Origin of the sequence: Mycolicibacterium fallax, assembly GCF_010726955.1 — a bacterium.
Taxonomy (GTDB): domain Bacteria; phylum Actinomycetota; class Actinomycetes; order Mycobacteriales; family Mycobacteriaceae; genus Mycobacterium; species Mycobacterium fallax.
Genome location: NZ_AP022603.1, coordinates 475,090 through 498,158 on the forward strand (window position 1 = coordinate 475,090; position 23,069 = coordinate 498,158).

Genomic DNA, 23,069 nt, shown 5'->3' on the forward strand with positions numbered 1-23,069 from the left:
TCGGCTTCCAGTGTCCCTTACCGGGGTCCAACACCGCAGGGCGCGGGTGGCATTCCCCGCCGGGGCGGATTTCGCGTCGGGTGAAATGCGCCGACGGCTGCTGATCCACAAACTCGAATTCATCCACAGCCCGGGTCGGCCGGCGCCGCGGCTGGAGTGCCGGCCTCGCCCCGCGGCGGGACCCTGACCCCATGTCAACCGAGATATCTGTTCCCAGCATCAAGAGTCCGGGCGCGCTGATCGCCGCGCTGCCCGCCGTCCTCGGCTTCGTGCCGGAGAAGTCCCTGGTCCTGATCACCCTGGAGGACGGCCAGATGGGCGCCGTGCTGCGGGCCGACTGGGACGAGAACCGCTACGCCTGGATCGCCGAGCTGGCCGAGCTGGCCGCCGCGGGCCGGGCCGAGGCGGCGATCGCGGTGATCGTCGACGCCGACGGTGCCGGCTGCGCGCACTGCGCCCCCGACCACGCCATGGCGTGTCAGGTGCTCGACGCGCAGCTGCGCGAGCACGGCCTGCGGCTGTACGCCGGCCACGTGGTGGACCGGATCGCCGCGGGCGGTCACTGGCACTGCGCCGACGGCTGCGGACGATCCGGGCAGGTCGACGACCCGGATGCCACCCCGCTGGCCGCGGCGGCGGTGCTGGACGGCCGGCGGCGCTACCGCAGGCGTGCCGAGCTGGCCGCGGTCGTCGCCCCGGCGGGGCAGGACCGCCGGTCGGTGATCGCCGACCTGGTGACGCGGGCGGCCGAGGCCGCGGACACCGCGCCGCGCGGACTGGTCGAGGCCGCGATCTCCCTGGTGGCCCGGTGGGGCCGCGGCGACCCGGTGTCCGACGGCGAACTGGCCGCCGTCGGTGCGTCGCTGACCGACATCCCGGTGCGCGACACGCTCTACGGGCTCGCGGTGACCGAGCACGCCGATGCCGCCGAGGATCTGTGGGCCGAACTGGCCCGGCTGCTGCCGGCCCCGTGGCGGGTCGAGGCGCTGGTGCTGTTGGCGTTCACCGCCTACGCCCGCGGCGACGGGCCGCTGGCCGGGGTGGCGCTGGACGCCGCGCTGAGCCTGGACGGCGAGCATCGAATGGGCGGCATGCTCGACATCGCGCTGCGCTCCGGCCTGCGCCCCGAGCGGATCCGCGGGCTCGCCGGCACCGGCAACCGGCTGGCCCGGCAGATGGGCGTCACGCTGCCGCCCGCCCGTCGAGCCGGTTAGACCTTCTCCACCTTCACCGCGTGCGCCATCTCGTGCGGCAGGTCCACGTGCTCGTGACCGGGGATCATGATGGTGACCCCGCCCAGCGGATTGCGCTGCACCGACACCCGAGCGTTGGGGACCACGCCGGCCTCCTTGAGGCGGGTGATCAGCTCCGCGTCGACCTGCAGGTGCTCGGTCAGCTGGCGCACCACGACCGCCACCGGCGTCCCCTCGGGCAGCTCGGTGAGCCGGACCAGGTGGCTGGTGCGCTCGGCAGGCCCGCCGACGCCGAGCTCGGAGAGCCCGGGGATGGGGTTGCCGAACGGCGACACCGTCGGATTGTCGAGCACGGCGACCAGCCGGCGTTCGACATCCTCGCTCATCACGTGCTCCCACCGGCAGGCCTCGGCGTGAACCTCTTCCCACGGCAGGCCGATGATGTCGACCAGCAGCCGCTCGGCCAGCCGGTGCTTGCGCATCACCGCGACGGCCAGCGACCGTCCCTTGGGGGTGAGCTCCAGGTGCCGATCTCCGGCGACCCGCAGCAGGCCGTCGCGCTCCATCCGGGACACGGTCTGGCTGACGGTCGGGCCACTTTGCTCGAGGCGCTCGGCGATCCGCGCGCGCAACGGCACCACGCCCTCTTCTTCGAGGTCGTAGATCGTCCGCAGGTACATCTCAGTCGTATCGACCAAGTCGTTCATATGCCACCCTCCGTTCCGGCCAGTCTACGTGGCCGGTCAGAGCGACGGGCGAGTAACACGGCCTTGCCGGCAAAGCGCAGTGCGCCCGCTGGAAACCTCCGGCGGGCGCACTGTCTGGGGGTGGTTCGTCAGCTTGCGTAGGACCGCAACCGGTCGGCCCGGTCGCCCTTGCGCAGCTTCATCATGACCTCGCGTTCGATCTGGCGGACCCGCTCCCGGGACAGGCCGAACAGCTTGCCGATCTGGTCGAGGGTCCGGGGCTGACCGTCGTCGAGCCCGAACCGCAGCCGGATCACCTGCTGCTCCCGCTCGTCGAGGGTGGCCAGCACGTACCGGATGTCGGTGTGCAGCAGTTCGGCGATCACCGCGTTCTCCGCCGACATCGCCTCGGAGTCCTCGATGAAGTCGCCGAGCGGCGCCTCCTCGTCGGCGCCCACCGGCATGTCCAGGCTCACCGGGTCGCGACTGTGCTCCAGCAGGTCGGCGATCTTCTCCACCGGAATGCCGGACTCCTCGGCGAGTTCCTCGTCGCTGGCCTCCCGGCCCAGCGTCTGGTGCATCTCGCGCTTGATCCGGGCCAGCTTGTTGACCTGTTCGACCAGGTGCACGGGCAGCCGGATGGTGCGGCTCTGGTCGGCCATGCCGCGGGTGATGGCCTGGCGGATCCACCAGGTGGCGTAGGTGGAGAACTTGAAACCCTTGGCGTAGTCGAACTTCTCCATCGCCCGGATCAGGCCCAGGTTGCCCTCCTGGATCAGATCCAGCAGCGGCATGCCGCGGCCGGTGTAGCGCTTGGCCAGCGACACCACCAGGCGCAGGTTGGCCTCCAGCAAATGCTGGCGGGCCGCCTGGCCCTCCCGGGCGACCTGGGCCAGGTCACGCTTACGCGCCGGGCCGAGGCGCGGGCGGGTGTTGAGCAGATGCTGCGCGTAGAGCCCGGCCTCGATCTTCTTGGCCAGCTCCACTTCGTCGGCGGCGTTCAGCAGGGCGGTCTTGCCGATCCCGTTGAGGTACACCCGGACGAGGTCTGCGGCCGGACTCTGCATGTCCAGATCCGCGTCACTCCGGGTTGCCCTTGCATTCGCCATCTCGGCCTCCTGTTTGGCTCGAACGTTGCTGCCTGTCCAACGTCGAGACGGCCCCGAGAGTTCCCGCGGTCCGCGGCCGGCGGCCCGTTTGACCTGCGCAAACGACGCGAGGCCCTGAGAATGCGCTGAGAATCGAAAAAGAGTGCGCTCAGTTGGCGGGGGAGCCGGGCGGCTCCGGTGCCTCCGGCTGCCCGACGCCGGGCTCCAGCTGGGGGTGCTCGGTGCCGGAGAACATCGGCGGGTGCCGCGGAGCGTCGGGGTAGCGCCGCGGCTCCTCGGCCTTACGCGGTGGCCGATCGTTGGCGATCAGCACGGCGACCCAGGGCAGCGGGATGGAGACCGCGATGATCGCCAGCGAGATCCAGCCGTTGTGCCAGGCGCCGTAGGCCAGCGCCGCGAAGATCAGCGCCGGCACCCGGAACGCCATGATGGTGAGGTACTTGCGGACCCGGGCGCGGTGTTCCTGCTCGTAGGGCAGCGCCGCCCGCGTGATCAGGACGGGGCGACCGTCGTCGTCGAAACCCAGCTCCGGGCCGTGCTTCATGGCCTCCACTCTTCCACAACGCCGGCGGCACGGCAGAATGGGTGTCATGGCTACCCAGACAATCGAACGGCCCGACACCGACGAACGCGTCGACGACGGCACCGACGACGACACTCCGAAGTTCTTCCACTACGTGAAGAAGGAAAAGATCGCCGAGAGCGCGGTGATGGGCACCCACGTGGTGGCGCTGTGCGGCGAGGTGTTCCCGGTGACCCGGTCACCCAAGCCGGGCTCCCCGGTGTGCGCCGACTGCAAGCGGATCTACCAGCAGCTCAAGAAGGGCTGACCTCGCCGCCGGCCGGGTCGGTCCCGCCGTTGCGCCGGTAGACCAGCCAGCCGCGCACCCGGTCGGCGTGGGTGGCCGCGGCCGGCCATTCCTCCTGGATCGCGTTGTTGAGTTCGGCGCCCAGCATGATCGCCAGGCCGAGGAAGAACGCGAACAGCAGGAACGCGATCGGGGTGGCCAGTGCGCCGTAGGTGTAGCCGGTGCGGGTGATGAAGTTGAGGTAGACGCGCAGTCCGAGGGTGGCCACCACGAACACCGCGGTGGCCAGCACGGCACCGCCGATCAGCCGGTGCGTCGGCAGCGGTACCGGCAGCGACACCCGGTACAGCGCGGTCACTCCCACCAGCAGCGCCGCCAGCATCAACGGGTAGTAGCCGTACCGCAGCACGTGCTCCCAGCTCTCCGGCAGGTGCTCGCTGATCGCCCGCGGACCCAGTGCCACGATCGGCAGCGTGACGATCGCGGCGAGCAGCATCGCCACGTACAGGCCCAGCGCGAAGAACCGTTGCCGCACCGGATGGCGCAGCGGCGTCTGGCCGTGCGCCTCCACCACCGAGTCGACGAACGCCGAGATGGCCGACGACCCGGCCCACAGCGAGATGACGAAGCCCAGCGACACCACCTCGCCGCGCGCCGACGCGACGATGTCGCGGACCGTCGGCTCGATGATCTCGGTGACGACGTTCTGCGAGAAGAACCGCGCCGACATGCTGATCAGCTGATCCTGGATCGCGGGCAGGGTGTCGGGCCCGAACAGCGGCGCGACGTAGGCCAGCGAGCCCAGCAGGCCCAGCAGCAGCGGCGGCAGCGACAGCACCGACCAGAAGCCGGCTTGGGCGGACTCGGCGAAGATCGAGTCGTCCCACGCCTTGGCCAGCGTGCGTTTGGTCAGGTGCCAGATGTGGTGGCGCGACGGCCGAGCGGGCAGGGGCGGTGACGTCATGGCCCCTTCAGCATTCCCGATCCCGGCCGAACGCGCGCGACGGCCCCCGGTGTCGCGGTGCCGGCGATTACAGGTCGACCGAACTGACCTGGAGAACCGCCGCGGCCGCGATCAGCTTGGCCTCGTGCTCGTTGGCGTGATGCTGGCAGAACAGCAACTCGGCGCCCGACGGGAGGGTGGCGCGAACCCGGGCGGCGGCGCCGCAGCGGTCGCAGCGGTCAGCCCGGGTCAGTTCGGGGCTGGTCAGCGTTGCGGTCACGGCTCCTCCAGTTCCTCGATGTCAGGTGATCTCTACTGTGTCAGACGTTTGGCGTTCCGTGCTTGTTCCCCACCCGTTACCGGTGTGTCTGGATTCACCCCGAAACCGTTACCGGCGGGCGTGTTGCCTAGTCCAGGTAGTCGCGCAGGACCTGGGAGCGGCTCGGATGGCGCAGCTTGCTCATCGTCTTGGATTCGATCTGCCGGATTCGTTCCCGGGTCACGCCGTAGACCTGGCCGATCTCGTCGAGGGTGCGGGGCTGGCCGTCGGTCAGGCCGAACCGCAGTCGCACCACGCCGGCCTCCCGCTCGGACAGCGTCTCCAGCACCGACTGCAGCTGATCCTGCAGCAGGGTGAAGGACACCGCGTCGACGGCCACCACGGCCTCGGAGTCCTCGATGAAGTCGCCGAGCTGGGAGTCGCCCTCGTCGCCGATGGTCTGGTCCAGCGAGATCGGCTCACGCGCGTACTGCTGGATCTCCAGCACCTTCTCCGGCGTGATGTCCATTTCCTTGGCGAGCTCTTCGGGCGTGGGCTCGCGGCCCAGGTCCTGCAGCAGCTCACGCTGGATACGGCCGAGCTTGTTGATCACCTCGACCATGTGCACCGGGATACGGATGGTGCGCGCCTGGTCGGCCATCGCGCGGGTGATGGCCTGGCGGATCCACCAGGTGGCGTAGGTGGAGAACTTGTAGCCCTTGGTGTAGTCGAACTTCTCCACCGCGCGGATCAGGCCCAGGTTGCCCTCCTGGATCAGGTCCAGGAACGCCATGCCGCGGCCGGTGTAGCGCTTGGCCAGCGACACCACCAGGCGCAGGTTGGCCTCCAGCAGGTGGTTCTTGGCCCGGTCGCCGTCGCGGCAGATCCACATCATGTCGCGGCGCTGAGCGGCCGGCAGCTTCTCGCCCTTCTCGGCCAGCTCGCCGACCAGCTGGGTGGCGTACAGGCCGGCCTCGATGCGCTTGGCGAGCTCGACCTCTTCCTCGGCGTTGAGCAGCGCGACCTTGCCGATCTGCTTGAGGTAGGCGCGCACCGAGTCCGCGGACGCGGTGAGCTCGGCGTCCTTGCGGGCCTGCCGCAGCGCCTCGGATTCCTCTTCGTCCCAGACGAAGTCGCCGGAGGCCTTGTCCTTCTCGGACGGCTCGGCGGTGTCGTCGTCCTCCTCGTCGGTGGCCGCGGCGGGGGTGACCGCGCCGGAGGTGGGTGCCTCGGCCTCCCCGTCGGTGGCCAGGTCCTCGTCGTCGAGCGCGATGTCGGCGTCGTCCTCCAGCTCGCCGGGCTCGGTCTCGACCTCGTCCTCGATGCCGGGATCACCGTCGGCGGCGGCGGTGGCCTTCTTGGCGCGGGTCCGGGCCGGGCCGGCGGCCTTCTTGGCCGGCGCCTTGGCGGCGGCCTTGGTGGCGCGCTTGGCCGGAGCCTTCTTCGCCGGGGCCTTGGCCGCGGCCTTCGCCGGCGCCTTCTTCGCGGCGCGCTTGGCGGGCGCCTTCTTGGTGGGGGTGGCTGCGGCTTCGGCGCCCTCGGTCACTGCGTCGACGGTTGCCGGGCTTGCTTTCGTGGCTGCCACGTACACCCTTTCGGTCTTGCGGGAATTCGGTGCGCGGGCGAACGTCAAGTGGCCAGTTCCTGGCTGCCCGGACCCTGGCCAGATCCTGGCCGCACCGACCATTGTAACTACCCGGCGCGGCTGCGCCGACCCGAGCGGAGAATCAGTGCATACCCTCGCCGTGCGCGGCCATCGCCGCGCCGACGATGCCCGCGGTGTTCTGCAGCGCCGCGGCCACCACCGGAGTGCGGTTTTCCAGCAGCGGCACCCACTTGTCGGCCTTACGGCTGATGCCGCCGCCGACGATGATCAGGTCCGGCCAGATGGCGTTCTCCACCGCGACCAGGACCTTGGTGACCTCCTTGGTCCAGCGCTTCCAGCTCCACTCCTTGCGTTCACGCACCGACGCCGCGGCGCGGTGTTCGGCCTCGCGCCCGTCGACCTCCAGGTGACCGAACTCGGTGTTGGGCAGCAGCACCCCGTTGTGCACGACGGCCGATCCGATGCCGGTGCCGAAGGTGAGCAGCACCACCACCCCGCGCTGGTCCACGCCGGCGCCGAAGCGGTGCTCGGCCAGCCCGGCCGCGTCGGCGTCGTTGAGCACCGTGACCGGCCGGCCGCCGAGCGCCGCCGAGTAGGTCTCGGTGGCGTCGACGCCGATCCAGGCCCGGTTGACGTTCGCGGCGGTGCGCACCACGCCGTCGACGATGACGCCCGGGTAGGTGACGCCCAGCGGACCGTCCCAGCCGAAGTGCGCGACCACCTCGGCCACCGTCGCGGAGACCGCCTCCGGGGTGGCCGGCTGCGGGGTGGCCAGCTTGAACCGCTCACCCACCAGGGCCCCGGTGTCCAGGTCGACGATGCCGCCCTTGACGCCGGATCCGCCGACATCGATGCCGAGCGAAAAATTCCGGGCGGCCGGTGAGGTCATGGGTGCTCCTGAGGTCGGGTACTTCCACCCTAAATGGTGTTTGGATGACGGGGTGGACGCGTTACGCGAAGTGGCCGAGGCAGTGGCCACCGAGGCTGCCGAGTTCGTCGCGCTGCGCCGGCGGGAGGTGTTCGACGGGGCCGGTCCGGCGGCCGACGGGGATGCGGTGCGGGCCAAGAGCACCCCGACCGATCCGGTGACCGTCGTCGACACCGAAACCGAGGCGCTGCTGCGCCGCCGGCTCGCCGAGTTGCGGCCCGGCGACGCGCTGCTCGGCGAGGAGGGCGGTGCCACCGCTGCCGCCGAGGCCGGCCCGGACACGGTCACCTGGGTGCTCGACCCGATCGACGGGACGGTGAACTTCGTCTACGGCATCCCGGCCTACGCGGTGTCGGTGGCGGCCCAGATCGGCGGCGTGTCGGTGGCCGGTGCGGTCGCCGACGTGGCCGGCGGCGCGCTGTACTCGGCGGCCCGCGGCGCCGGTGCGCACCTGCGTGACGCACACGGCCGCAGGCGGTTGCGCTGCCGCGGGCCCGAGCAGTCCGGGCAGCTGGCGCTGGCGCTGGTGGGCACCGGGTTCGGCTACGCGCCCGAGCGCCGCGCCGCCCAGGCCGGGTTGCTGGCCGGGCTGCTGCCGCAGGTCCGCGACATCCGCCGGATCGGCTCGGCGGCGCTGGATCTGTGTCAGCTGGCCGCCGGGCGGCTGGACGCCTATTACGAGCACGGGCTCAACGTCTGGGATTGGGCGGCCGGCGCGCTGATCGCCGCGGAGGCCGGTGCCCGGGTCTGGCTGGCGCCGCCGGAGCAGGGCGGCGCGGGGCTGACCGCGGCCGCGGCCCCCGGGGTCGCCGACGAGTTCTGGACCGCCCTCGGCGCTCTGGGCGCCCACCCGCCGCTGCGCTGAGCCCGGCGGTCCGCAGATCAGCAGGCGGTGGCGTGGATCTTCGTGATCAGCGCCGAATCGGCCGGCTCGGTGGCGTCGGGACGCAGCCCGGCCAGCACCGCCTCGATGTCGTCGTTGTGTGCGGGGCCGGAGAACTCCGTCCCGATGGCCAGGTCCACGCTGTCGTCGGTGCGCCCGTCGCGGTACAGCTCGGCGCACGGCGCCACCAGCCACGCGGTGGCGGCCGCGGCCTCGCCGGCCTGGCCGAAGCGGATCTGGCCGTGGCAGCTGAGCCGGGTGCCGGTGTAGACCGGGTCGTTGGCGGCGGTCGGCTGCGCAAAGCCCATATCGCGCAGCGTCCCGGACACCTCGGCGGCCTGACCGCCCTGGCCGCTGGCGTTGAGCACCCGCAGCCGGGTGTCGGCCAGCTTGGCCGGTGCGACGCCGGCCAGTGCCGACGGGCTCAGCAACTCGCCCAGCGCCGGGGTGTCCGGTGCGGCGGCCTCCGGCGGCGGATTGCAGGCGGCGGCCTGCTGCAGATCGGCGGGCCGGTTCAGCGCGACCACCCAGACCACCGCGGTGATCAGTGCCAGCACCCCGGCGGCGACGAGCCCCGGCACGATGTTGCGCCGGCGGAACGGCAATCCGCGCCGGTCGAACGCGGTTCCCTCGGTGATTTGTGCGACCACAGACAGCACTCTAGGCGTCTGGGACCGACCGTCCGGACCCGGCTTCGGGGGCGGTGTGATGAAAATCACAGCGGGATCGGCTGCGATCGGGGCACGAATCATTTGGCGCAGGCGTTCGGCACTGGTACAAAGCTCACCGCAGAGAAGAACCGAGGGGATGGCGATGGCTACCGACTACGACGCACCGCGGCGGTCCGAGACCGATGAAGTTTCCGAGGACTCCTTGGAGGAGCTGAAGGCCCGGCGCAACGAGGCCCAGTCCGCCGCCGTCGACGTCGATGAGACCGACACCGCGGAGAATTTCGAGCTGCCCGGCGCGGACCTGTCCGGGGAAGAGCTGTCGGTGCGGGTGGTGCCCAAGCAGGCCGACGAGTTCACCTGCGCCAGCTGCTTCCTGGTCCATCACCGCAGTCGGCTGGCCAGCGAGAAGAACGGCGTGATGCTCTGCACGGATTGCGCGGGCTGAGGCTCAGGCCGGCGCCTCGTCGCGCAGCGCGGCCAGCATCCGGTCCGGGTGCCGGGTACTGATCAACCAGTACGGCGTCGGATCGTCGGGATCATCGAGGACCAGCAGCGTCATCGGGCCGATCCAGCCGCGGTGGTGGACGAACGCCGCCGGATCCAGCTGGCGGCCAAGCGCGGCGGTCTTCGCCGAGGTCGGCACGACGGCGCTGCGCTCGATCACCGTGTTCGGCAGGTGCGCGTCGTCCACCCACAGCTCGATCACCCCGTCGGTGCTGACCACCGACACCACGTGCCGACCCAGCCACAGCAGCGTCACGACGGCGGCCGGCACCAGGATGGCGAAGCCGACCCAGTCCGGCGCGTTGTGCAGCGCGCGATTGACGGTGATCGCCATCGCGGCCGCCAGCGCCATCCCGGGCAGCCACCACCACAGCGGCACCCACTGGCGTTCCCGATAACGAACCGTCGGCGTGGTGATGAGCGAATCTGGCACGCCGCCAAGGGTAGTCTGTGCCCTCGTGTCGACACCTTTGGCCGTTGTCCGCCTGGACCCCGAGCTGCCGCTGCCCACCCGGGCGCACGCCGGTGACGCCGGGGTCGACCTCTACGCCGCCGTCGATGTCGAACTGGCTCCCGGGCAGCGGGCCCTGGTCGGCACCGGGATCGCGGTGGCCATCCCGGTCGGGATGGTCGGGCTGGTGCATCCCCGGTCGGGGCTGGCCTTCAAGACCGGGCTTTCCATCGTGAACACGCCCGGCACCATCGACGCCGGCTACCGCGGCGAGATCAAGGTGTGCCTGATCAATCTGGACACCGCCGAACCGATCCGGATCCGCCGCGGCGACCGGATCGCCCAACTCATCGTGCAGCGCGTCGAGCTTCCCGACCTTGTCGAGGTCGCCTCGTTCGAGGACGCTGGACTGATGGACACCACCCGCGGCGCCGGGGGCCACGGGTCCTCCGGCGGACATTCGAGCCTGTAGGGACTGAAAATGGCTAGGGACTGAAAATGGCTAGGGACTGAAAATGGCACTGCGCAAACGCAAGGGCGACGGAACCGACGGCACCGCGGTGCCCGCCGAGCAGCCCGACACCGACACCGACACCGACACCGAACTGGACGAGGTGTCCGCGGCGGACGAGGACGGCCCGTTCGACGTCGAGGACTTCGACGACGCCGAAACCGCCGCGCAGGGCCGCCTCGATCTGGGCTCGGTGCTGATCCCGATGCCGGAGAACGGGCAGGTCCAGGTCGAGCTGAACCCGTCCGGGGTGCCCAGCGCGATCTGGGTGGTGACGCCCAACGGCCGCTTCACCGTCGCCGCCTACGCGGCGCCCAAGAGCCCGGGCCTGTGGCGCGAGGTCGCCGCCGAACTGGCCGATTCGCTGCGCGCCGACGGCGCCCAGGTCAGCATTCAGTCCGGGCCGTGGGGCCGCGAGGTGCTGGGCACCGCCGCCGGCGTGGTCCGGTTCATCGGCGTGGACGGCTACCGCTGGATGATCCGCTGCGTGGTCAACGGTGCGCCGGAGACCGTCGAGGCGCTCGCCGCCGAGGCCCGCCGGGCGCTGGTCGACACCGTGGTGCGCCGCGGTGATCAGCCGATGCCGGTGCGCACCCCGCTGCCGGTCGAGCTGCCCGAGCCGATGGCCGCCCAGCTGCGGGCGGCCGCCGCTCAGGCCGCCGCGGCCCAGGCCGAGGCCGCCGGGGCCCAGGGCCTGCCGCCGGAGCCCGGTCCCGAGCAGCAGGCGCCGGTGGCCCGGCGCAGCGTCCAGGGCTCGGCGATGCAGCAGCTGAACACCATCACCGGCGGCTAAGGCACCGCCGCCAGGGCCGCCACCGCGGCCGCCCCCAGCGCCGACGGGTCGGCACCGAAGTCGGCCAGCGCGACCGTGCGCAGCGCCGCGCGCGGCGCGGTGGTCGCCCACTCGGTGGCCACCGCCACCGGATGCACCGGATCGTCGGGGGAGCCCGCCACCCCCATCGGGACCGTCAGCGCGGCCAGTTGCGCGGCCGTCGGCGCGACGTAGCCGGCCGCGGCCTCCATCGCGTCGGGCAACTGCGGCCACTGCCGGGTCCAGGACCGGGTCAGCTCGTCGGCCAGCCAGGCCGGGCTGGACGCCCGCATCCGGGCGACGGTGTCGGTCAGCCCGTCGCGGCGCAGTTCGGCGGCGCTGGCCCGGGCGGCCAGCGCGGCGGGCGCGGTGTCCGGGGCACCGGTCCAGGCCGGCAGCGCCGCCAGCACCGCCACGGTGTCTTGTGGGTGGGCGATGGCCCACGCCGCGGCCACCGCCGCGCCGATCGACACCCCACCGACCGCGATCGGCCCGGCCGCGGCGGCCTCCCGCAATGCCGCAAGATAGCCCTCGAGCAGCCGGCCGGGCTCGGGCCGCGGGGTCACCGGGACCGCGCCCAACCGGTCCAGCGCCGGGCCGAACGCCCGCCGGACGTAGTCGTCGTCGGAACCCGTGCCGGGCAGCAGGACCGTGGTGATGCCGCGCAGTGTGACCGCCATCCCCTGATCGTGCCCGTCGCGTGGTATTTGCGATGCAACAGGGCTACGGTGGCGGGTGGATCGCGTGGTTGCGCGATGCACAAAGACAGGTTTCAGGAGTGGTCAATGGCTACCGCCGAACGGTTTCTGAGTCGACTCACCCGTCGCCTCACCGAGGACCCGGAGCAGCGCGACGCCGCCGAGCTGACCGATGAGGCCACCCACACCGGTGCCCAGCGGGCGATCGACTGTCAGCGCGGCCAGGAGGTGACGATGGTCGGCACGCTGCGCAGCGTGGAGACCAACGGCAAGGCCTGTGCGGCCGGGGTGCGCGCCGAGCTGTTCGACGGCACCGACACCGTCACCCTGGTGTGGCTGGGGCAGCGCCGCATCCCGGGTATCGAATCGGGCCGCACGCTGCGGGTGCGAGGCCGGGTGGGCGCCCTCGACGGCGGCGGCAAGGCGATCTACAACCCGCATTACGAGATCGAGCGGTGAGTTCGGCTCACCCCGAGGACACCGACACCTCGTCCGAGGAGACCCCCGCCGAACCCGAGGCCACCAACCCCTTCGACCCGCGCGTGCTGCTCGACCAGATGGGCGGGCTGTCCGGGCTGATCTACTCGGCCGCGCCGGTCGTCGTGCTGGTCCCGGTCAACAGCCGGTTCGGCCTGGTGCCCGCGGTCGGCGCGGCGCTCGGGGTGGCGCTGCTGGTGCTGATCTGGCGGGTGATCCGCGGCGAGTCCACCCAGCCGGCGGTGTCGGGCTTCGTCGGCGTCGGGATCAGCGCGCTGATCGCCTACCTGGTCGGCTCGGCCAAGGGCTACTTCCTGTTCGGGATCTGGGTGTCGCTGGCCTGGGCGGTGGTGTTCGCCGCCTCGGTGCTGGTCCGCCGGCCCGTCGTCGGCTACATCTGGGGCTGGCTGGGCGGGCACGGCCGGGACTGGCGCACCCAGCCCCGGGCGGTGCGGGCTTTCGACATCGCCACCCTGACCTGGGTGGCGGTCTTCGCCGCCCGGTTCGTGGTGCAGCGTTATCTCTACGGCGCCGACGAGACCGGCTGGCTGGGGTTCGCCCGGATCGCGATGGGGGTGCCGTTGACCGCGGTGGCGGCCCTGGTCACCTACCTGGCCGTCCGCTCGGTCCGGCGGCTGCTGCCGCCGGCCGCAGACTAGGCCGGGGCCTCCGGCAGCAGCAGGGCCCGCAGTTCGTCCTCGGACTCGGGCACCGCGACCAGCAGCAGCTCGTCGCCGCCCTCCAGCGGCTCGTCGGGCGCCGGCACGATGACCCGGTTGCCGCGCAGGATGGTCACCAGCGCCGCGTCGCGCGGCAGTTCCAGCTTGCGCACCGGGCGCCCGCCCCACGGCGTGTCGTCGGGCAGGGTCAGCTCCAGCAGGCTGGCCGAGCCCTTGCGGAACTGCATCAGCCGCACCAGGTCGCCGACGGCGACGGCCTCCTCGACCAGCGAGGCCAGCATCCGCGGGGTGGACACCGCGACGTCGACGCCCCAGGCCTCGTCGAACAGCCACTCATTGCGCGGGTCGTTGACCCGGGCGACCACCCGGCTCACCGCGAACTCGGTCTTGGCCAGCAGCGAGAGCACCACGTTGGCCTTGTCGTCGCCGGTGGCGGCGATCACCACGTCGAAGTCCTGCAGCGCCATCGACTCCAGCAGGCTCAGCTCGCAGGCGTCGCCGCTGACCCAGTGCGCGGCCGGAATCGAGTCGACCTCGAAGTTCTCCGCCTTGCGCTCGATCAGCGCCACGTCGTGGCCGTTCTCCAAGAGCTCCCGGGCGATCGAGCGGCCCACCGCCCCCGCGCCGCCGATGGCAACCTTCATCGGGCTCACCTGGCGCTTTCGTCGTCGAGGTCCTCACCGGGCGGCAGTGCGGCGACCGCGATGGCCTCACCGACGTGCCCGGAGACCGCCGCGACGTACACCTCGTCGCCGTCCTGGATGACGGTCCTGGTCTCGGGCAGCAGCCCGGTGCCGAACCGGATCAGGAACGCCACCCGCGCGCCGGTGGCCTTTTCCAGCTCGGTGACCCGCCGGCCGATCCAGTCCTCGTGCAGGCTCACCGCGACGACGGCCATGGTGCCGGTCGGGTCGCGCCACTTGGCGGTCTCGGACTCACGGGCCAGCAGGCTCAGCAGCCGGTCGGTGGTCCACGGCACGGTGGCCACCGTCGGGATGCCCAGGCGCTCGTAGACCGCAGCCCGCTTGGCGTCGTAGATCCGGGCCACCACCCGCGGCACGCCGAAGGTCTCCCGGGCCAGCCGCGCGGAGATGATGTTGGAGTTGTCCCCGGAGGACACCGCCGCGAACGCGCCGGCGTCCTCGATGCCCGAACGCAGCAGCACGTCCCGGTCGAAGCCCATCCCGAGGACCCGCTCACCGGGAAACTCGGGGGACAGCCGGGCGAACGCGGACTCGTCCCGGTCGATCACGGCCACCTCGTGACCGATCCGGGCCAGCCCGTCGGCCAGTCCGGCGCCGACCCGGCCGCAGCCCATCACGACTACCCGCACCTATCCGTCCTTTCGTCCGGTCGAGGCTACGCCGAACGCCACCCCCTGTCCCGGATAGGCCTAGTCTTGGACCTCGTGTCCAAACTTTCCACGGTGGCGCGCCGGCTGGTGATCGGCCAGCCCTTCCGCAGCGATCGGCTCGGGCACACCCTGCTGCCCAAGCGGATCGCGCTGCCGGTGTTCGCCTCGGATGCGATGTCCTCGGTCGCCTACGCGCCGGAAGAGATCTTCCTGGTGCTCTCGGTGGCCGGTCTGTCGGCGTACGCGCTGACGCCGTGGATCGGCGTCGCCGTCGCGTTCGTGATGATCGTGGTGGTTGCCAGCTACCGGCAGAACGTGCACGCCTACCCCTCCGGGGGCGGCGACTACGAGATCGCCACCACCAATCTGGGGCCCACCGCCGGGCTGACGGTGGCCAGCGCGCTGCTGGTGGATTACGTGCTGACCGTTGCGGTTTCGGTGTCGGCGGCGATGTCCAACATCGGTTCGGCGGTGCCGTTCGTGGCCCAGCACAAGGTGGCCGTCGCGGTCATCGCGATTCTGCTGCTGATGGCGATGAACCTGCGCGGGGTGCGGGAATCGGGCATCGCATTCGCCATCCCCACCTACGCGTTCATCATCGGCATCTTCGGCATGCTGTGCCTGGGGCTGTTCCGGATCTTGGTGCTCGGCGACGAGATCCGGGCCGAGTCGGCCGATTTCGAGATGCACGCCGAGAGCGGTGACGTGCTCGGCTTCGCGCTGATCTTCCTGGTCGCCCGCGCGTTCTCCTCGGGCTGCGCGGCGCTGACCGGGGTGGAGGCGATCAGCAACGGCGTGCCGGCGTTCCGTAAGCCCAAGTCCCGCAACGCCGCCACCACGCTGCTGCTGCTGGGTGGGATCTCGGTGACGCTGTTGATGGGCATCATCGTGCTGGCCGAGAAGACGCACGTGCAGATCGTCGACGACCCGGCCACCCAGCTGGCCGGCGCGCCCGCCGACTACCACCAGAAGACGCTGGTCGCCCAGCTGGCCCAGGCGGTGTTCGGCAACTTCCACGCCGGCTTCGTCGTCATCACCATCGTCACCGCGCTGATCCTGATCCTGGCCGCCAACACCGCGTTCAACGGCTTCCCGGTGCTCGGCTCGATCCTGGCGCAGGACAGCTACCTGCCGCGCCAGTTGCACACCCGCGGGGACCGGCTGGCGTTCTCCAACGGGATCCTGTTCCTGGCCGGCGTCGCGATCACCTTCGTGGTGCTGTTCCGGGCCGAGGTGACCGCGCTGATCCAGCTGTACATCATCGGGGTGTTCGTGTCGTTCACGCTGAGCCAGACCGGCATGGTCCGGCACTGGACCCGGCACCTGAAGACCGAGACCGACCCGGCGCTGCGCCGGACGATGATGCGCTCCCGGGTGGTCAACGCCGTCGGCCTGGTGTGCACCGGATCGGTGCTGGTGGTGGTGCTGGCCACCAAGTTCGTCGCCGGCGCCTGGATCGCCGTGCTGGCGATGGCCGTGCTGTTCGCGCTGATGAAGCTGATCCACCGGCACTACGCCGCGGTGTCCCTGGAGCTGGCCGACGTGCCCGGGGACGCCGACGACATCGTGCTGCCCAGCCGCAACCACACCCTGGTGCTGGTGTCCAAGCTGCACCTGCCGACGATGCGCGCGCTGGCCTACGCCCGGGCCACCCGGCCCGACACCCTGGAGGCGATCACCGTCAGCGTCGACGACGCCGAGACCCGCGAGCTGGTGCACCGCTGGCAGGGCAGCGACATCAGCGTGCCGCTGAAGGTCATCGCCTCGCCGTACCGGGAGATCACCCGGCCGGTGCTCGACTACGTCAAGCGGGTCAGCAAGGAATCCCCGCGCACCGTGGTGACGGTGTTCATCCCGGAGTACGTGGTCGGGCACTGGTGGGAGCACATCCTGCACAACCAGAGCGCGCTGCGGCTCAAGACCCGGCTGCTGTTCGAGCCGAACGTGATGGTCACCTCGGTGCCCTGGCAGCTGACCTCCTCGGAGCGGCGCCGGAAACTGGGGCCGACGTCGGCCCCCGGCGACACCCGGAGGGGGTTCGTGGATTGAGTACCGATGAGCTGATCCTGACCACCGAGGCGCCCGCCAACGGCGGCAGCTGCGTCGCCCGCGAGGACGGCCGGGTGGTGTTCGTCCGCTACAGCCTGCCCGGCGAGCGGGTCCGGGCCCGGGTGACCAGCCGGCGCGGATCGTTCTGGCACGCCGAGGCGATCGAGATCCTGGCACCCGCCCCCGGCCGCGTCGACCCGTTGTGCCCGATCGCCGGCCCGGACGGCGCCGGCTGCTGCGACCTGGCCTTCGCCGCACCGGCCGCCGCGCGGGCGCTCAAGGGTGCGGTGGTGGCCAACCAGCTGGCCCGGCTCGGCGGGTACGACGCCGGCGAGCTTCTCGCCGAGCCGGTCGGCGCGGCGTCGGGCGCCGACGCCGGGGCCACCGGCTGGCGGCACCGGGTGCGGCTGGCCGTCGGCCCGGACGGCCGGCCGGGGTTCCACCGCTTCCACAGCACCGCGCTGGTCACCGAGCTGAACTGCGGCCAGCTGCCGCCCGGGCTGCTCGACGAGCTGCCCGGGGACCGGCTGCGGCCCGGCGACCAGGTGCACGTCGTGCTCGACGACGACGGGGTGCGGCACGTGGTGTGCGCGGGCAAGGGCCGGCGCACCCGGGTCGTCGAGGGCGACTATCAGGGCGTGCAGCGGGTCGGCGACCGGACCTGGAAGCTGCCGGTGACCGCGTTCTGGCAGGCCCACCGCGACGCGGCGCGCAGCTACAGCGCGCTGGTCGCCGACTTGGCCGAGGCGGCGCCCGGGGACACCGCCTGGGACCTGTACGGCGGGGCGGGGCTGTTCGCGGCGGCGCTGGCCGAGGCGGTCGGGCCCGGCGGGCGGGTGGTCTCGGTGGACACCTCGCGGGCGGCGGCCCGGGCCGGACGCGAGGCGCTGGCCGACCTGCCGCAGGTCGCGATGGTCACCGATTCGGTGCGCCGCGCCGTCGCCGGGCTGCCCGGCCCGGCGCAGGTGGCCGTGCTGGACCCGCCGCGCGCCGGGGCCGGCGCCGAGGTGATCGACGCCGTCGCCGCGGCCGGGGTGCCCCGGATCGTGCACATCGGCTGCGAGGCCGCCTCGTTCGCCCGGGACATCGGGCTGTACCGCGCGGCGGGCTTCCGGGTCGAGCGGCTGCGGGTCTTCGACGCGTTCCCGCTGACCCACCACGTCGAGTGCGTGGCGGTGCTGGCCAGGTGAGCCGCCGCCGCAAGCTGTTCACCCGGGGGTCCTGGCCCGAGGCCGCCCGGCTGGCCGGGGTGCTGCGCGATGAGACCAACGGCGGCCTGGTGCTGCTGGTGTCCGCGGCGGTCGCGCTGATCTGGGCGAACTCGGCATGGTCGGACGGCTATCACCGGCTGACCGAGTACGTGGTCGGGCCGCGGTCGCTGCACCTGGACCTGAGCCTGTCGGCGTGGGCGGCCGACGGGCTGCTTGCGGTGTTCTTCTTCGTTGTCGGGCTGGAACTCAAACGCGAGTTCGTCGCCGGTGACCTGCGCAATCCGTCCCGGGCCGCGCTGCCCATCCTGGCCGCCGTCGGCGGCATGGTGGCGCCCGCGCTGATCTTCGTCGGCATCACCACCGCCGCCGGTGACACCGGCGCGCTGGTCGGCTGGGCGGTGCCGACGGCCACCGACATCGCGTTCGCGGTGGCGGTGCTGGCGGTGCTGGGCAGCTTCCTGCCCTCGGCGCTGCGGGTGTTCCTGCTGACCCTGGCCGTCGTCGACGACCTGCTGGCGATCGCCGTCATCGCGTTCTTCTACACCGAAACGCTGTCGATCGGGCCGCTGCTGTGGGCGCTGATCCCGGGCGGGTTGTTCGCCCTTGCGGTGCAGCGCGGCCTGCAGCGCTGGTGGATCCTGGTGCCGCTCGGCGTGGCGACCTGGGTGTTGGTGCACGCCAGCGGCATCCACGCCACCGTCGCGGGGGTGCTGCTGGGCTTCGCCGTCCCGGTGCTCGGCAAGCACGCCGCCACCGAACGGTTCGAGCAGCTGATCCGGCCGTTCTCGGCGGGCGTGGCGATCCCGGTGTTCGCCTTCTTCGCCGCCGGAGTGACCGTCGGCGGGTGGTCCGGGCTGGTGGATTCGCTGGCCCAGCCGGTCACCCTCGGGGTGATGGCCGGGCTGCTGATCGGCAAACCGATCGGGGTGTTCGGCACCAGCTACCTGCTGGCCCGGTTCACCGGCGCGCGACTCGACGACGACCTGGCCTGGCGCGATGTGTTCGGGATGTCGCTGCTGGCCGGGATCGGATTCACCGTCTCACTGCTGATCGGGGAGCTGGCCTTCGGGTTCGGCACCGTCGACGGCGACCACGTGAAGGTCGGGGTGTTCGTGGCCAGCCTGGTCTCGGCCGGGCTGGCCGCACTGGTGCTGACCGGCCGCAATCGGGTCTACCGGCGGATCGCCGAGGCCGAAACCGTGGACGCCGACGCCGACGGCATCCCCGATGTCTACCAGCGCGAGGACTGAGCCGCGTCCAGCTTCATCGGGACCGCCGGGCGTGCGTACACTGGACGGATGCTTGATCAGATCCGCGGCCCCGCTGATCTGCAGCACCTGTCGCAGTCCCAGCTTGGTGACTTGGCTCATGAGATCCGCGATTTCCTGATCCACAAGGTGGCTGCCTCCGGCGGACATCTGGGACCCAATCTCGGCGTCGTCGAGCTCACCCTGGCGCTGCACCGGGTGTTCGACTCGCCGCACGACCCGATCATCTTCGACACCGGGCACCAGGCCTACGTGCACAAGATTCTGACCGGCCGGGCCGACGACTTCGACACGCTGCGCAGCAAGGGCGGCCTGTCCGGCTACCCGAGCCGCGAGGAGAGCGTGCACGACTGGGTGGAGTCCAGCCACGCCTCGGCGGCACTGTCCTACGCCGACGGGCTGTCCAAGGCCTTCGAGCTGACCGGGCACCGCAACCGGCACGTGGTCGCCGTCGTCGGCGACGGGGCGCTGACCGGCGGAATGTGCTGGGAGGCGCTGAACAACATCGCCGCCGCCAACCGGCCGGTGGTGATCGTGGTCAACGACAACGGGCGCAGCTACGCGCCGACGATCGGCGGGCTGGCCGACCACCTGGCCGGGCTGCGGCTGCAACCGGGCTACGAGAAGCTGCTGGAGCGCGGCCGCGGGATGGTGCGCGGCGTCCCGATGATCGGCGAATTCTGTTACCAGTGCATGCATTCGGTGAAGGCCGGGCTCAAGGATGCGCTGCAGCCGCAGGCGATGTTCGCCGACCTGGGGATCAAGTACGTCGGCCCGATCGACGGGCACGACGAGCAGGCCGTCGAGCAGGCGCTGCGGCAGGCCCGCGGTTTCAACGCCCCGGTGATCGTGCACGTCGTCACCCGCAAGGGGATGGGTTACGGGCCGGCCGAGGCCGACGAGGCCGAGCAGATGCACGCCTGCGGGGTCATCGACCCGGTCACCGGCGAGGCCACCGGGGAGACCGCCCCGGGCTGGACAGGGATCTTCTCCGACGAACTGATCCGGCTCGCCGGGCGGCGCCGCGACGTCGTCGCGATCACCGCGGCGATGCCCGGCCCGACCGGCCTTGCCGCGTTCGGGGAGCGGTTCCCGGACCGGTTGTTCGACGTCGGCATCGCCGAACAGCACGCGCTGACCTCGGCGGCGGGCCTGGCGATGGGCGGCCTGCATCCGGTGGTGGCGGTCTACGCGACGTTTTTGAACCGGGCCTTCGACCAGCTGATGATGGATGTGGCGCTGCACGGGCTTCCGGTCACCGTGGTGCTGGACCGGGCCGGGGTCACCGGGCCCGACGGCGCCAGCCACAACGGCATGTGGGACCTGTCGATCCTCGGGGTGGTGCCCGGCATCCGGGTCGCCGCCCCGCGCGACAGCGTCACGCTGCGCGAGGAACTCGACGAGGCGCTCGCCGTCACCGACGGCCCGACCGTGCTGCGCTTTCCCAAAGGTGCGGTGGGAGAAGATGTTCCGGCGATCGAGCGGCGCGACGGGGTGGACATCCTGGCGGTGCCGGCCGCCGACTGCGGACCGGACGTGCTGCTGGTCGCCGTCGGCGCGTTCGCCCCGATGGCGCTGTCGGTGGCCGAACTGCTGCGCGGCCAGGGCATGGGCGTGACCGTCGTCGACCCGCGCTGGGTGCTGCCGGTGCCCGCGGTCATCGCCGCGCTGGCCGCCGAGCACAAGCTGGTGGTCAGCTGCGAGGACAACGGCGTCGCCGGCGGTATCGGGTCGGCGGTCTCCGCCGCGCTGCGGGCTGCCGAGGTCGACGTCCCGTGCCGCGATATCGGTGTCGCGCAACGTTTTCTGCCGCACGCCTCGCGCGGCCAGCTGCTCGAAGAGATGGGCCTGACCGACCGCGACATCGCCCGGCGAATCACCGGCTGGATCGCCGCGCAACACAGCCCGGAAACCAACGCCGAGGTAGTCGAGAAGAAGTGAAAAAGGTTGCAGCCCTGGCGATCTGCATGATCGCCCTGATCGTTGTGCCCGGTACCGGCTGGGCCGCCCCGGTCTGGTCCGGGCTGGACGCGCGGAACTTTGCCGGGCCGATCCCGGCCCCGGGGTCGCTGATCGAGGCCGTCACACTGGACCCGGAGCTCTCGGTTCCGGCCGCGGCCTCGGCGTGGCGGATCCTGTACGCCGGTACCGATCAGCACGACCGGCCGGCGGTCGGCACCGCGGTGGTGTTCACCCCGAAGGCCCCGCCGCCGTCGGGCGGCTGGCCGGTGCTGGCCTGGGCGCACGGCACCGTCGGGCTCGGGGATGACTGCACCCCGTCGGCGAACCCGCGCAGCGAGCGGGACCGGGAGTACCTGTCGCACTGGCTGGACCAGGGCTACGCGGTGGTCGGCGCCGACTACGTCGGCCTGGGCACCCCGGGGCTGATGAGCTACCTGAACGCCCGCGCCACCGCGCACGGCGTCGTGGACGCGGTGATCGCCGCGCACCGGATGGGGCTGCCGCTGTCACCTCGGTGGGCGGTGATCGGCCAGTCCCAGGGCGGCGGCGCCGCGGTGGCAACCGCCCGCTGGGCGACCGAGTTCTCCGCCGGATCCGGGCTGGACTTTCGCGGCGTGGTCGCCACCGGCACCCCGGCCGGGGTGGAACGGCTGGTCAAATCGGCGGGCCCGGGGATGACGGTGCCGGGCAACCTGGCGCCGATCGCCAACGCCTACACCGCCTACATTCTGGCCGCCCTCGACGAGGCCCGCCCGGACCTCGGCCTGGACGCGGTGCTGACCCCGGCGGCCCGGCACGCGGTGCAGCGCGCCCAGACCGTCTGCGTGCACCAGCTCGCCGATGAGCTGTCGGAGATGACGGTGCCGGGCTTCTTCGCCGCCCCGGTCGGCTCGATCCCGGGTTTTGACGCCGCCGTCGAGGACTTCATGGCGCTGCCTGCCACCGGCTACGACCGGCCGCTGCTGCTGGGGGTGGGGCTGCTCGACCGCGACGTGCCGCCGGAGCTGACCCTGCGGTTCAACGACCAGCTGGTGGCCAACGGCCAGCCGGTGCAGCTGCGGGTGTACCCCGATCAGGACCACTCCGGCACGGTGCTGGCGTCGCTGCCGGATTCCACGCCGTTCTTGGCGCGGCAGTTCGCCGACTGACCGACTCTGTATTGTCACTTCCCGTGACTTCTGTAACGGTAATCACCGGCGCGGCCGGCGGCATGGGCCTGGCCGTCGCGCGGATCCTCGGACCCCGCGATGCCCTGGTCCTGGCCGATGTTCGGCGCGACCGGCTCGACGCGGCGGCCGCCGCGCTGGCCGACACCGGCAACCCGGTGCGGGCGGTGCACTGCGACGTCACCGACGCGCGGGCGGTCGCGGAGCTGTTCGAGACGGCCGCCGGACTCGGCACGCTGCGCGCGGTGGTGCACGCCGCCGGGGTCAGCCCGAGCATGGGCGCCGCCGACTACGTGATGGCCACCAACGCGATCGGCACCGTCAACGTCAACGAGGCGTTCTACGCCCGGGCCGGCCAGGGCGCGGCGATCGTGAACGTGGCATCGATGGCCGCGCACATGCTGCCCGACGAGATCGTCCCGCTGGCCGCCTTCCCGCTGGCCGCCGAGGACCCGGACGCCTTCCTGGCGGAAATGACGGCGGCCTGCGCGGTGGTCCCGGCCGAGGCGCGGTCGGGGTTCGCCTACGCCATCAGCAAGAGCTTCGTGAAGTGGTACTCCAGCGCCCAGTCGGAGCGGTTCAACGGCCGCGGCCTGCGGATCGTGTCGATCTCGCCGGGCTCGGTGGACACCGAGATGGGCCGGCTGGAGGAGCAGGCCGGCGCCGGGGCGCTGGTCGCCGACGCGGCGGTGCCGCGCTGGGGGACCGCCGAGGAGATGGCCGAGCTGATGGTGTTCTGCGTCGGCCCCACCGCCGGCTACCTCACCGGCACCGACATTCTCAACGACGGCGGCGTGATCGCCTCGATCCGGGAACGGGCCCGGCGTCGCCAGTAGGCTG

25 protein-coding genes and 1 pseudogene are annotated in these 23,069 nt (G+C 71.8%); 14 read left to right on the top strand and 12 right to left on the bottom strand.

Annotated features, from left to right (window positions below; all coding sequences use genetic code 11):
• Nucleotides 1-191 precede the first annotated feature (191 nt).
• Entirely contained in the window at nucleotides 192-1,214 is a 1,023-nt protein-coding gene (locus G6N10_RS02255; RefSeq protein ID WP_085094277.1) for a DUF4192 domain-containing protein, read from the top strand.
• Here G6N10_RS02255 and G6N10_RS02260 read toward each other — a convergent pair.
• From G6N10_RS02260 to G6N10_RS02270, 3 genes and pseudogenes are all read right to left on the bottom strand, one after another.
• Nucleotides 1,211-1,900, bottom strand: coding sequence for an iron-dependent transcriptional repressor DtxR (locus G6N10_RS02260; protein ID WP_085094275.1), 690 nt, complete (start codon nucleotides 1,898-1,900; stop codon nucleotides 1,211-1,213). The genes G6N10_RS02255 and G6N10_RS02260 overlap by 4 nt on opposite strands.
• A gap of 128 nt (nucleotides 1,901-2,028) precedes the next feature.
• Nucleotides 2,029-2,997, bottom strand: a pseudogene (locus tag G6N10_RS02265) (sigma-70 family RNA polymerase sigma factor); the annotation flags it as partial.
• A 139-nt stretch (nucleotides 2,998-3,136) separates the two neighbouring features.
• Nucleotides 3,137-3,532, bottom strand: coding sequence for a DUF3099 domain-containing protein (locus G6N10_RS02270; protein ID WP_085094271.1), 396 nt, complete (start codon nucleotides 3,530-3,532; stop codon nucleotides 3,137-3,139).
• Nucleotides 3,533-3,578: 46 nt separating this feature from the next.
• Here G6N10_RS02270 and G6N10_RS02275 point away from each other — a divergent pair, with 46 nt between their 5' ends.
• Entirely contained in the window at nucleotides 3,579-3,818 is a 240-nt protein-coding gene (locus G6N10_RS02275; protein WP_085094492.1) for a DUF3039 domain-containing protein, read from the top strand.
• Here the strand turns inward: G6N10_RS02275 and G6N10_RS02280 are convergent.
• The 4 genes from G6N10_RS02280 to ppgK form a co-directional block, all read right to left on the bottom strand.
• Nucleotides 3,805-4,761 carry a YihY/virulence factor BrkB family protein gene (locus tag G6N10_RS02280; protein ID WP_085094269.1) on the bottom strand — a complete coding sequence of 319 codons (957 nt, stop codon included), beginning with the start codon at nucleotides 4,759-4,761 and terminating at the stop codon, nucleotides 3,805-3,807. The two genes, G6N10_RS02275 and G6N10_RS02280, sit on opposite strands and share 14 nt — an antisense overlap.
• A gap of 67 nt (nucleotides 4,762-4,828) precedes the next feature.
• Nucleotides 4,829-5,020, bottom strand: a complete 192-nt coding sequence (locus G6N10_RS02285) for a DUF7455 domain-containing protein (protein ID WP_085094267.1) — start codon at nucleotides 5,018-5,020, stop codon at nucleotides 4,829-4,831.
• A gap of 127 nt (nucleotides 5,021-5,147) precedes the next feature.
• Nucleotides 5,148-6,590 (bottom strand): RNA polymerase sigma factor, encoded by a 1,443-nt coding sequence (locus tag G6N10_RS02290; RefSeq protein WP_109750443.1) that lies wholly within the window; start codon nucleotides 6,588-6,590, stop codon nucleotides 5,148-5,150.
• Nucleotides 6,591-6,726: 136 nt separating this feature from the next.
• A complete protein-coding gene (gene ppgK, locus G6N10_RS02295; RefSeq protein WP_085094263.1) occupies nucleotides 6,727-7,494 on the bottom strand; it encodes a polyphosphate--glucose phosphotransferase in 768 nt (255 codons plus the stop codon).
• On the opposite strand from ppgK, the gene G6N10_RS02300 reads away from it, so the two are divergent.
• Entirely contained in the window at nucleotides 7,493-8,398 is a 906-nt protein-coding gene (locus G6N10_RS02300) for an inositol monophosphatase family protein (RefSeq protein WP_085094261.1), read from the top strand. The two genes, ppgK and G6N10_RS02300, sit on opposite strands and share 2 nt — an antisense overlap.
• Nucleotides 8,399-8,415: 17 nt before the next feature.
• Here the strand turns inward: G6N10_RS02300 and cei are convergent, their stop codons facing one another.
• Complete coding sequence (gene cei / locus G6N10_RS02305; RefSeq protein WP_085094259.1) at nucleotides 8,416-9,066, bottom strand: envelope integrity protein Cei; 651 nt, start codon at nucleotides 9,064-9,066, stop codon at nucleotides 8,416-8,418.
• A 163-nt stretch (nucleotides 9,067-9,229) separates the two neighbouring features.
• Here cei and G6N10_RS02310 point away from each other — a divergent pair, with 163 nt between their 5' ends.
• On the top strand, nucleotides 9,230-9,532 hold the full coding sequence (locus G6N10_RS02310; RefSeq protein WP_085094490.1) for a DUF4193 domain-containing protein: 303 nt from the start codon (nucleotides 9,230-9,232) through the stop codon (nucleotides 9,530-9,532).
• A 3-nt stretch (nucleotides 9,533-9,535) separates the two neighbouring features.
• Here the strand turns inward: G6N10_RS02310 and G6N10_RS02315 are convergent, their stop codons facing one another.
• The gene (locus G6N10_RS02315) at nucleotides 9,536-10,024 is read right to left on the bottom strand and encodes a DUF3093 domain-containing protein (protein WP_085094257.1); all 489 of its coding nucleotides are present in this window, start codon (nucleotides 10,022-10,024) and stop codon (nucleotides 9,536-9,538) included.
• Between the two features lie 25 nt (nucleotides 10,025-10,049).
• Here G6N10_RS02315 and dut point away from each other — a divergent pair, with 25 nt between their 5' ends.
• Both dut and G6N10_RS02325 read left to right on the top strand, forming a co-directional pair.
• The gene (gene dut / locus G6N10_RS02320; protein ID WP_085094255.1) at nucleotides 10,050-10,514 is read left to right on the top strand and encodes a dUTP diphosphatase; all 465 of its coding nucleotides are present in this window, start codon (nucleotides 10,050-10,052) and stop codon (nucleotides 10,512-10,514) included.
• Between the two features lie 43 nt (nucleotides 10,515-10,557).
• Complete coding sequence (locus tag G6N10_RS02325; protein ID WP_085094253.1) at nucleotides 10,558-11,346, top strand: DUF3710 domain-containing protein; 789 nt, start codon at nucleotides 10,558-10,560, stop codon at nucleotides 11,344-11,346.
• Here the strand turns inward: G6N10_RS02325 and G6N10_RS02330 are convergent.
• Nucleotides 11,343-12,044, bottom strand: a complete 702-nt coding sequence (locus tag G6N10_RS02330) for a hypothetical protein (RefSeq protein ID WP_085094251.1) — start codon at nucleotides 12,042-12,044, stop codon at nucleotides 11,343-11,345. The genes G6N10_RS02325 and G6N10_RS02330 overlap by 4 nt on opposite strands.
• Nucleotides 12,045-12,149: 105 nt before the next feature.
• Between G6N10_RS02330 and G6N10_RS02335 the strand changes: the two genes are divergently transcribed.
• Together G6N10_RS02335 and G6N10_RS02340 are read left to right on the top strand one after the other, a co-directional pair.
• A complete protein-coding gene (locus G6N10_RS02335) occupies nucleotides 12,150-12,521 on the top strand; it encodes an OB-fold nucleic acid binding domain-containing protein (RefSeq protein WP_085094249.1) in 372 nt (123 codons plus the stop codon).
• 98 nt (nucleotides 12,522-12,619) lie between these two features.
• Nucleotides 12,620-13,198, top strand: a complete 579-nt coding sequence (locus G6N10_RS02340) for a DUF3159 domain-containing protein (protein WP_085094488.1) — start codon at nucleotides 12,620-12,622, stop codon at nucleotides 13,196-13,198.
• Here the strand turns inward: G6N10_RS02340 and G6N10_RS02345 are convergent.
• Both G6N10_RS02345 and G6N10_RS02350 read right to left on the bottom strand, forming a co-directional pair.
• The gene (locus G6N10_RS02345) at nucleotides 13,195-13,863 is read right to left on the bottom strand and encodes a potassium channel family protein (RefSeq protein WP_085094247.1); all 669 of its coding nucleotides are present in this window, start codon (nucleotides 13,861-13,863) and stop codon (nucleotides 13,195-13,197) included. The genes G6N10_RS02340 and G6N10_RS02345 overlap by 4 nt on opposite strands.
• 5 nt (nucleotides 13,864-13,868) lie before the next feature.
• Entirely contained in the window at nucleotides 13,869-14,552 is a 684-nt protein-coding gene (locus G6N10_RS02350; protein WP_085094245.1) for a potassium channel family protein, read from the bottom strand.
• A 75-nt stretch (nucleotides 14,553-14,627) separates the two neighbouring features.
• Here G6N10_RS02350 and G6N10_RS02355 point away from each other — a divergent pair, with 75 nt between their 5' ends.
• Genes G6N10_RS02355 through G6N10_RS02380 form a run of 6 tightly spaced genes read left to right on the top strand, consistent with a single transcriptional unit; the run spans nucleotide 14,628 to nucleotide 23,065 of the window.
• Nucleotides 14,628-16,622 (top strand): APC family permease, encoded by a 1,995-nt coding sequence (locus tag G6N10_RS02355; protein WP_085094486.1) that lies wholly within the window; start codon nucleotides 14,628-14,630, stop codon nucleotides 16,620-16,622.
• Nucleotides 16,619-17,812, top strand: coding sequence for a class I SAM-dependent RNA methyltransferase (locus G6N10_RS02360; protein ID WP_085094243.1), 1,194 nt, complete (start codon nucleotides 16,619-16,621; stop codon nucleotides 17,810-17,812). Before G6N10_RS02355 ends, G6N10_RS02360 begins: the two co-directional genes overlap by 4 nt.
• Nucleotides 17,809-19,083, top strand: coding sequence for a Na+/H+ antiporter NhaA (gene nhaA, locus G6N10_RS02365; protein ID WP_085094241.1), 1,275 nt, complete (start codon nucleotides 17,809-17,811; stop codon nucleotides 19,081-19,083). Before G6N10_RS02360 ends, nhaA begins: the two co-directional genes overlap by 4 nt.
• Nucleotides 19,084-19,131: 48 nt before the next feature.
• Complete coding sequence (gene dxs / locus G6N10_RS02370) at nucleotides 19,132-21,042, top strand: 1-deoxy-D-xylulose-5-phosphate synthase (RefSeq protein ID WP_085094239.1); 1,911 nt, start codon at nucleotides 19,132-19,134, stop codon at nucleotides 21,040-21,042.
• Between the two features lie 26 nt (nucleotides 21,043-21,068).
• Entirely contained in the window at nucleotides 21,069-22,211 is a 1,143-nt protein-coding gene (locus G6N10_RS02375) for an alpha/beta hydrolase family protein (RefSeq protein WP_085094484.1), read from the top strand.
• 23 nt (nucleotides 22,212-22,234) lie between these two features.
• Complete coding sequence (locus G6N10_RS02380) at nucleotides 22,235-23,065, top strand: SDR family oxidoreductase (RefSeq protein ID WP_085094237.1); 831 nt, start codon at nucleotides 22,235-22,237, stop codon at nucleotides 23,063-23,065.
• The last annotated feature ends 4 nt before the right edge of the window (nucleotides 23,066-23,069 follow it).

Excerpts from the sequence above, each read along its gene's own strand:
- G6N10_RS02255 (WP_085094277.1), top strand. The coding sequence starts at position 192 with ATGTCAACCGAGATATCTGTTCCCAGCATCAAGAGTCCGGGCGCGCTG.
- G6N10_RS02260 (WP_085094275.1), bottom strand. The coding sequence starts at position 1,900 with ATGAACGACTTGGTCGATACGACTGAGATGTACCTGCGGACGATCTAC.
- G6N10_RS02270 (WP_085094271.1), bottom strand. The coding sequence starts at position 3,532 with ATGAAGCACGGCCCGGAGCTGGGTTTCGACGACGACGGTCGCCCCGTC.
- G6N10_RS02275 (WP_085094492.1), top strand. The coding sequence starts at position 3,579 with ATGGCTACCCAGACAATCGAACGGCCCGACACCGACGAACGCGTCGAC.
- G6N10_RS02280 (WP_085094269.1), bottom strand. The coding sequence starts at position 4,761 with ATGACGTCACCGCCCCTGCCCGCTCGGCCGTCGCGCCACCACATCTGG.
- G6N10_RS02300 (WP_085094261.1), top strand. The coding sequence starts at position 7,493 with ATGGGTGCTCCTGAGGTCGGGTACTTCCACCCTAAATGGTGTTTGGAT.
- ppgK (WP_085094263.1), bottom strand. The coding sequence starts at position 7,494 with ATGACCTCACCGGCCGCCCGGAATTTTTCGCTCGGCATCGATGTCGGC.
- G6N10_RS02310 (WP_085094490.1), top strand. The coding sequence starts at position 9,230 with ATGGCTACCGACTACGACGCACCGCGGCGGTCCGAGACCGATGAAGTT.
- G6N10_RS02325 (WP_085094253.1), top strand. The coding sequence starts at position 10,558 with ATGGCACTGCGCAAACGCAAGGGCGACGGAACCGACGGCACCGCGGTG.
- G6N10_RS02330 (WP_085094251.1), bottom strand. The coding sequence starts at position 12,044 with ATGGCGGTCACACTGCGCGGCATCACCACGGTCCTGCTGCCCGGCACG.
- G6N10_RS02335 (WP_085094249.1), top strand. The coding sequence starts at position 12,150 with ATGGCTACCGCCGAACGGTTTCTGAGTCGACTCACCCGTCGCCTCACC.
- G6N10_RS02340 (WP_085094488.1), top strand. The coding sequence starts at position 12,620 with ATGGGCGGGCTGTCCGGGCTGATCTACTCGGCCGCGCCGGTCGTCGTG.
- G6N10_RS02345 (WP_085094247.1), bottom strand. The coding sequence starts at position 13,863 with ATGAAGGTTGCCATCGGCGGCGCGGGGGCGGTGGGCCGCTCGATCGCC.
- dxs (WP_085094239.1), top strand. The coding sequence starts at position 19,132 with ATGCTTGATCAGATCCGCGGCCCCGCTGATCTGCAGCACCTGTCGCAG.
- G6N10_RS02375 (WP_085094484.1), top strand. The coding sequence starts at position 21,069 with ATGATCGCCCTGATCGTTGTGCCCGGTACCGGCTGGGCCGCCCCGGTC.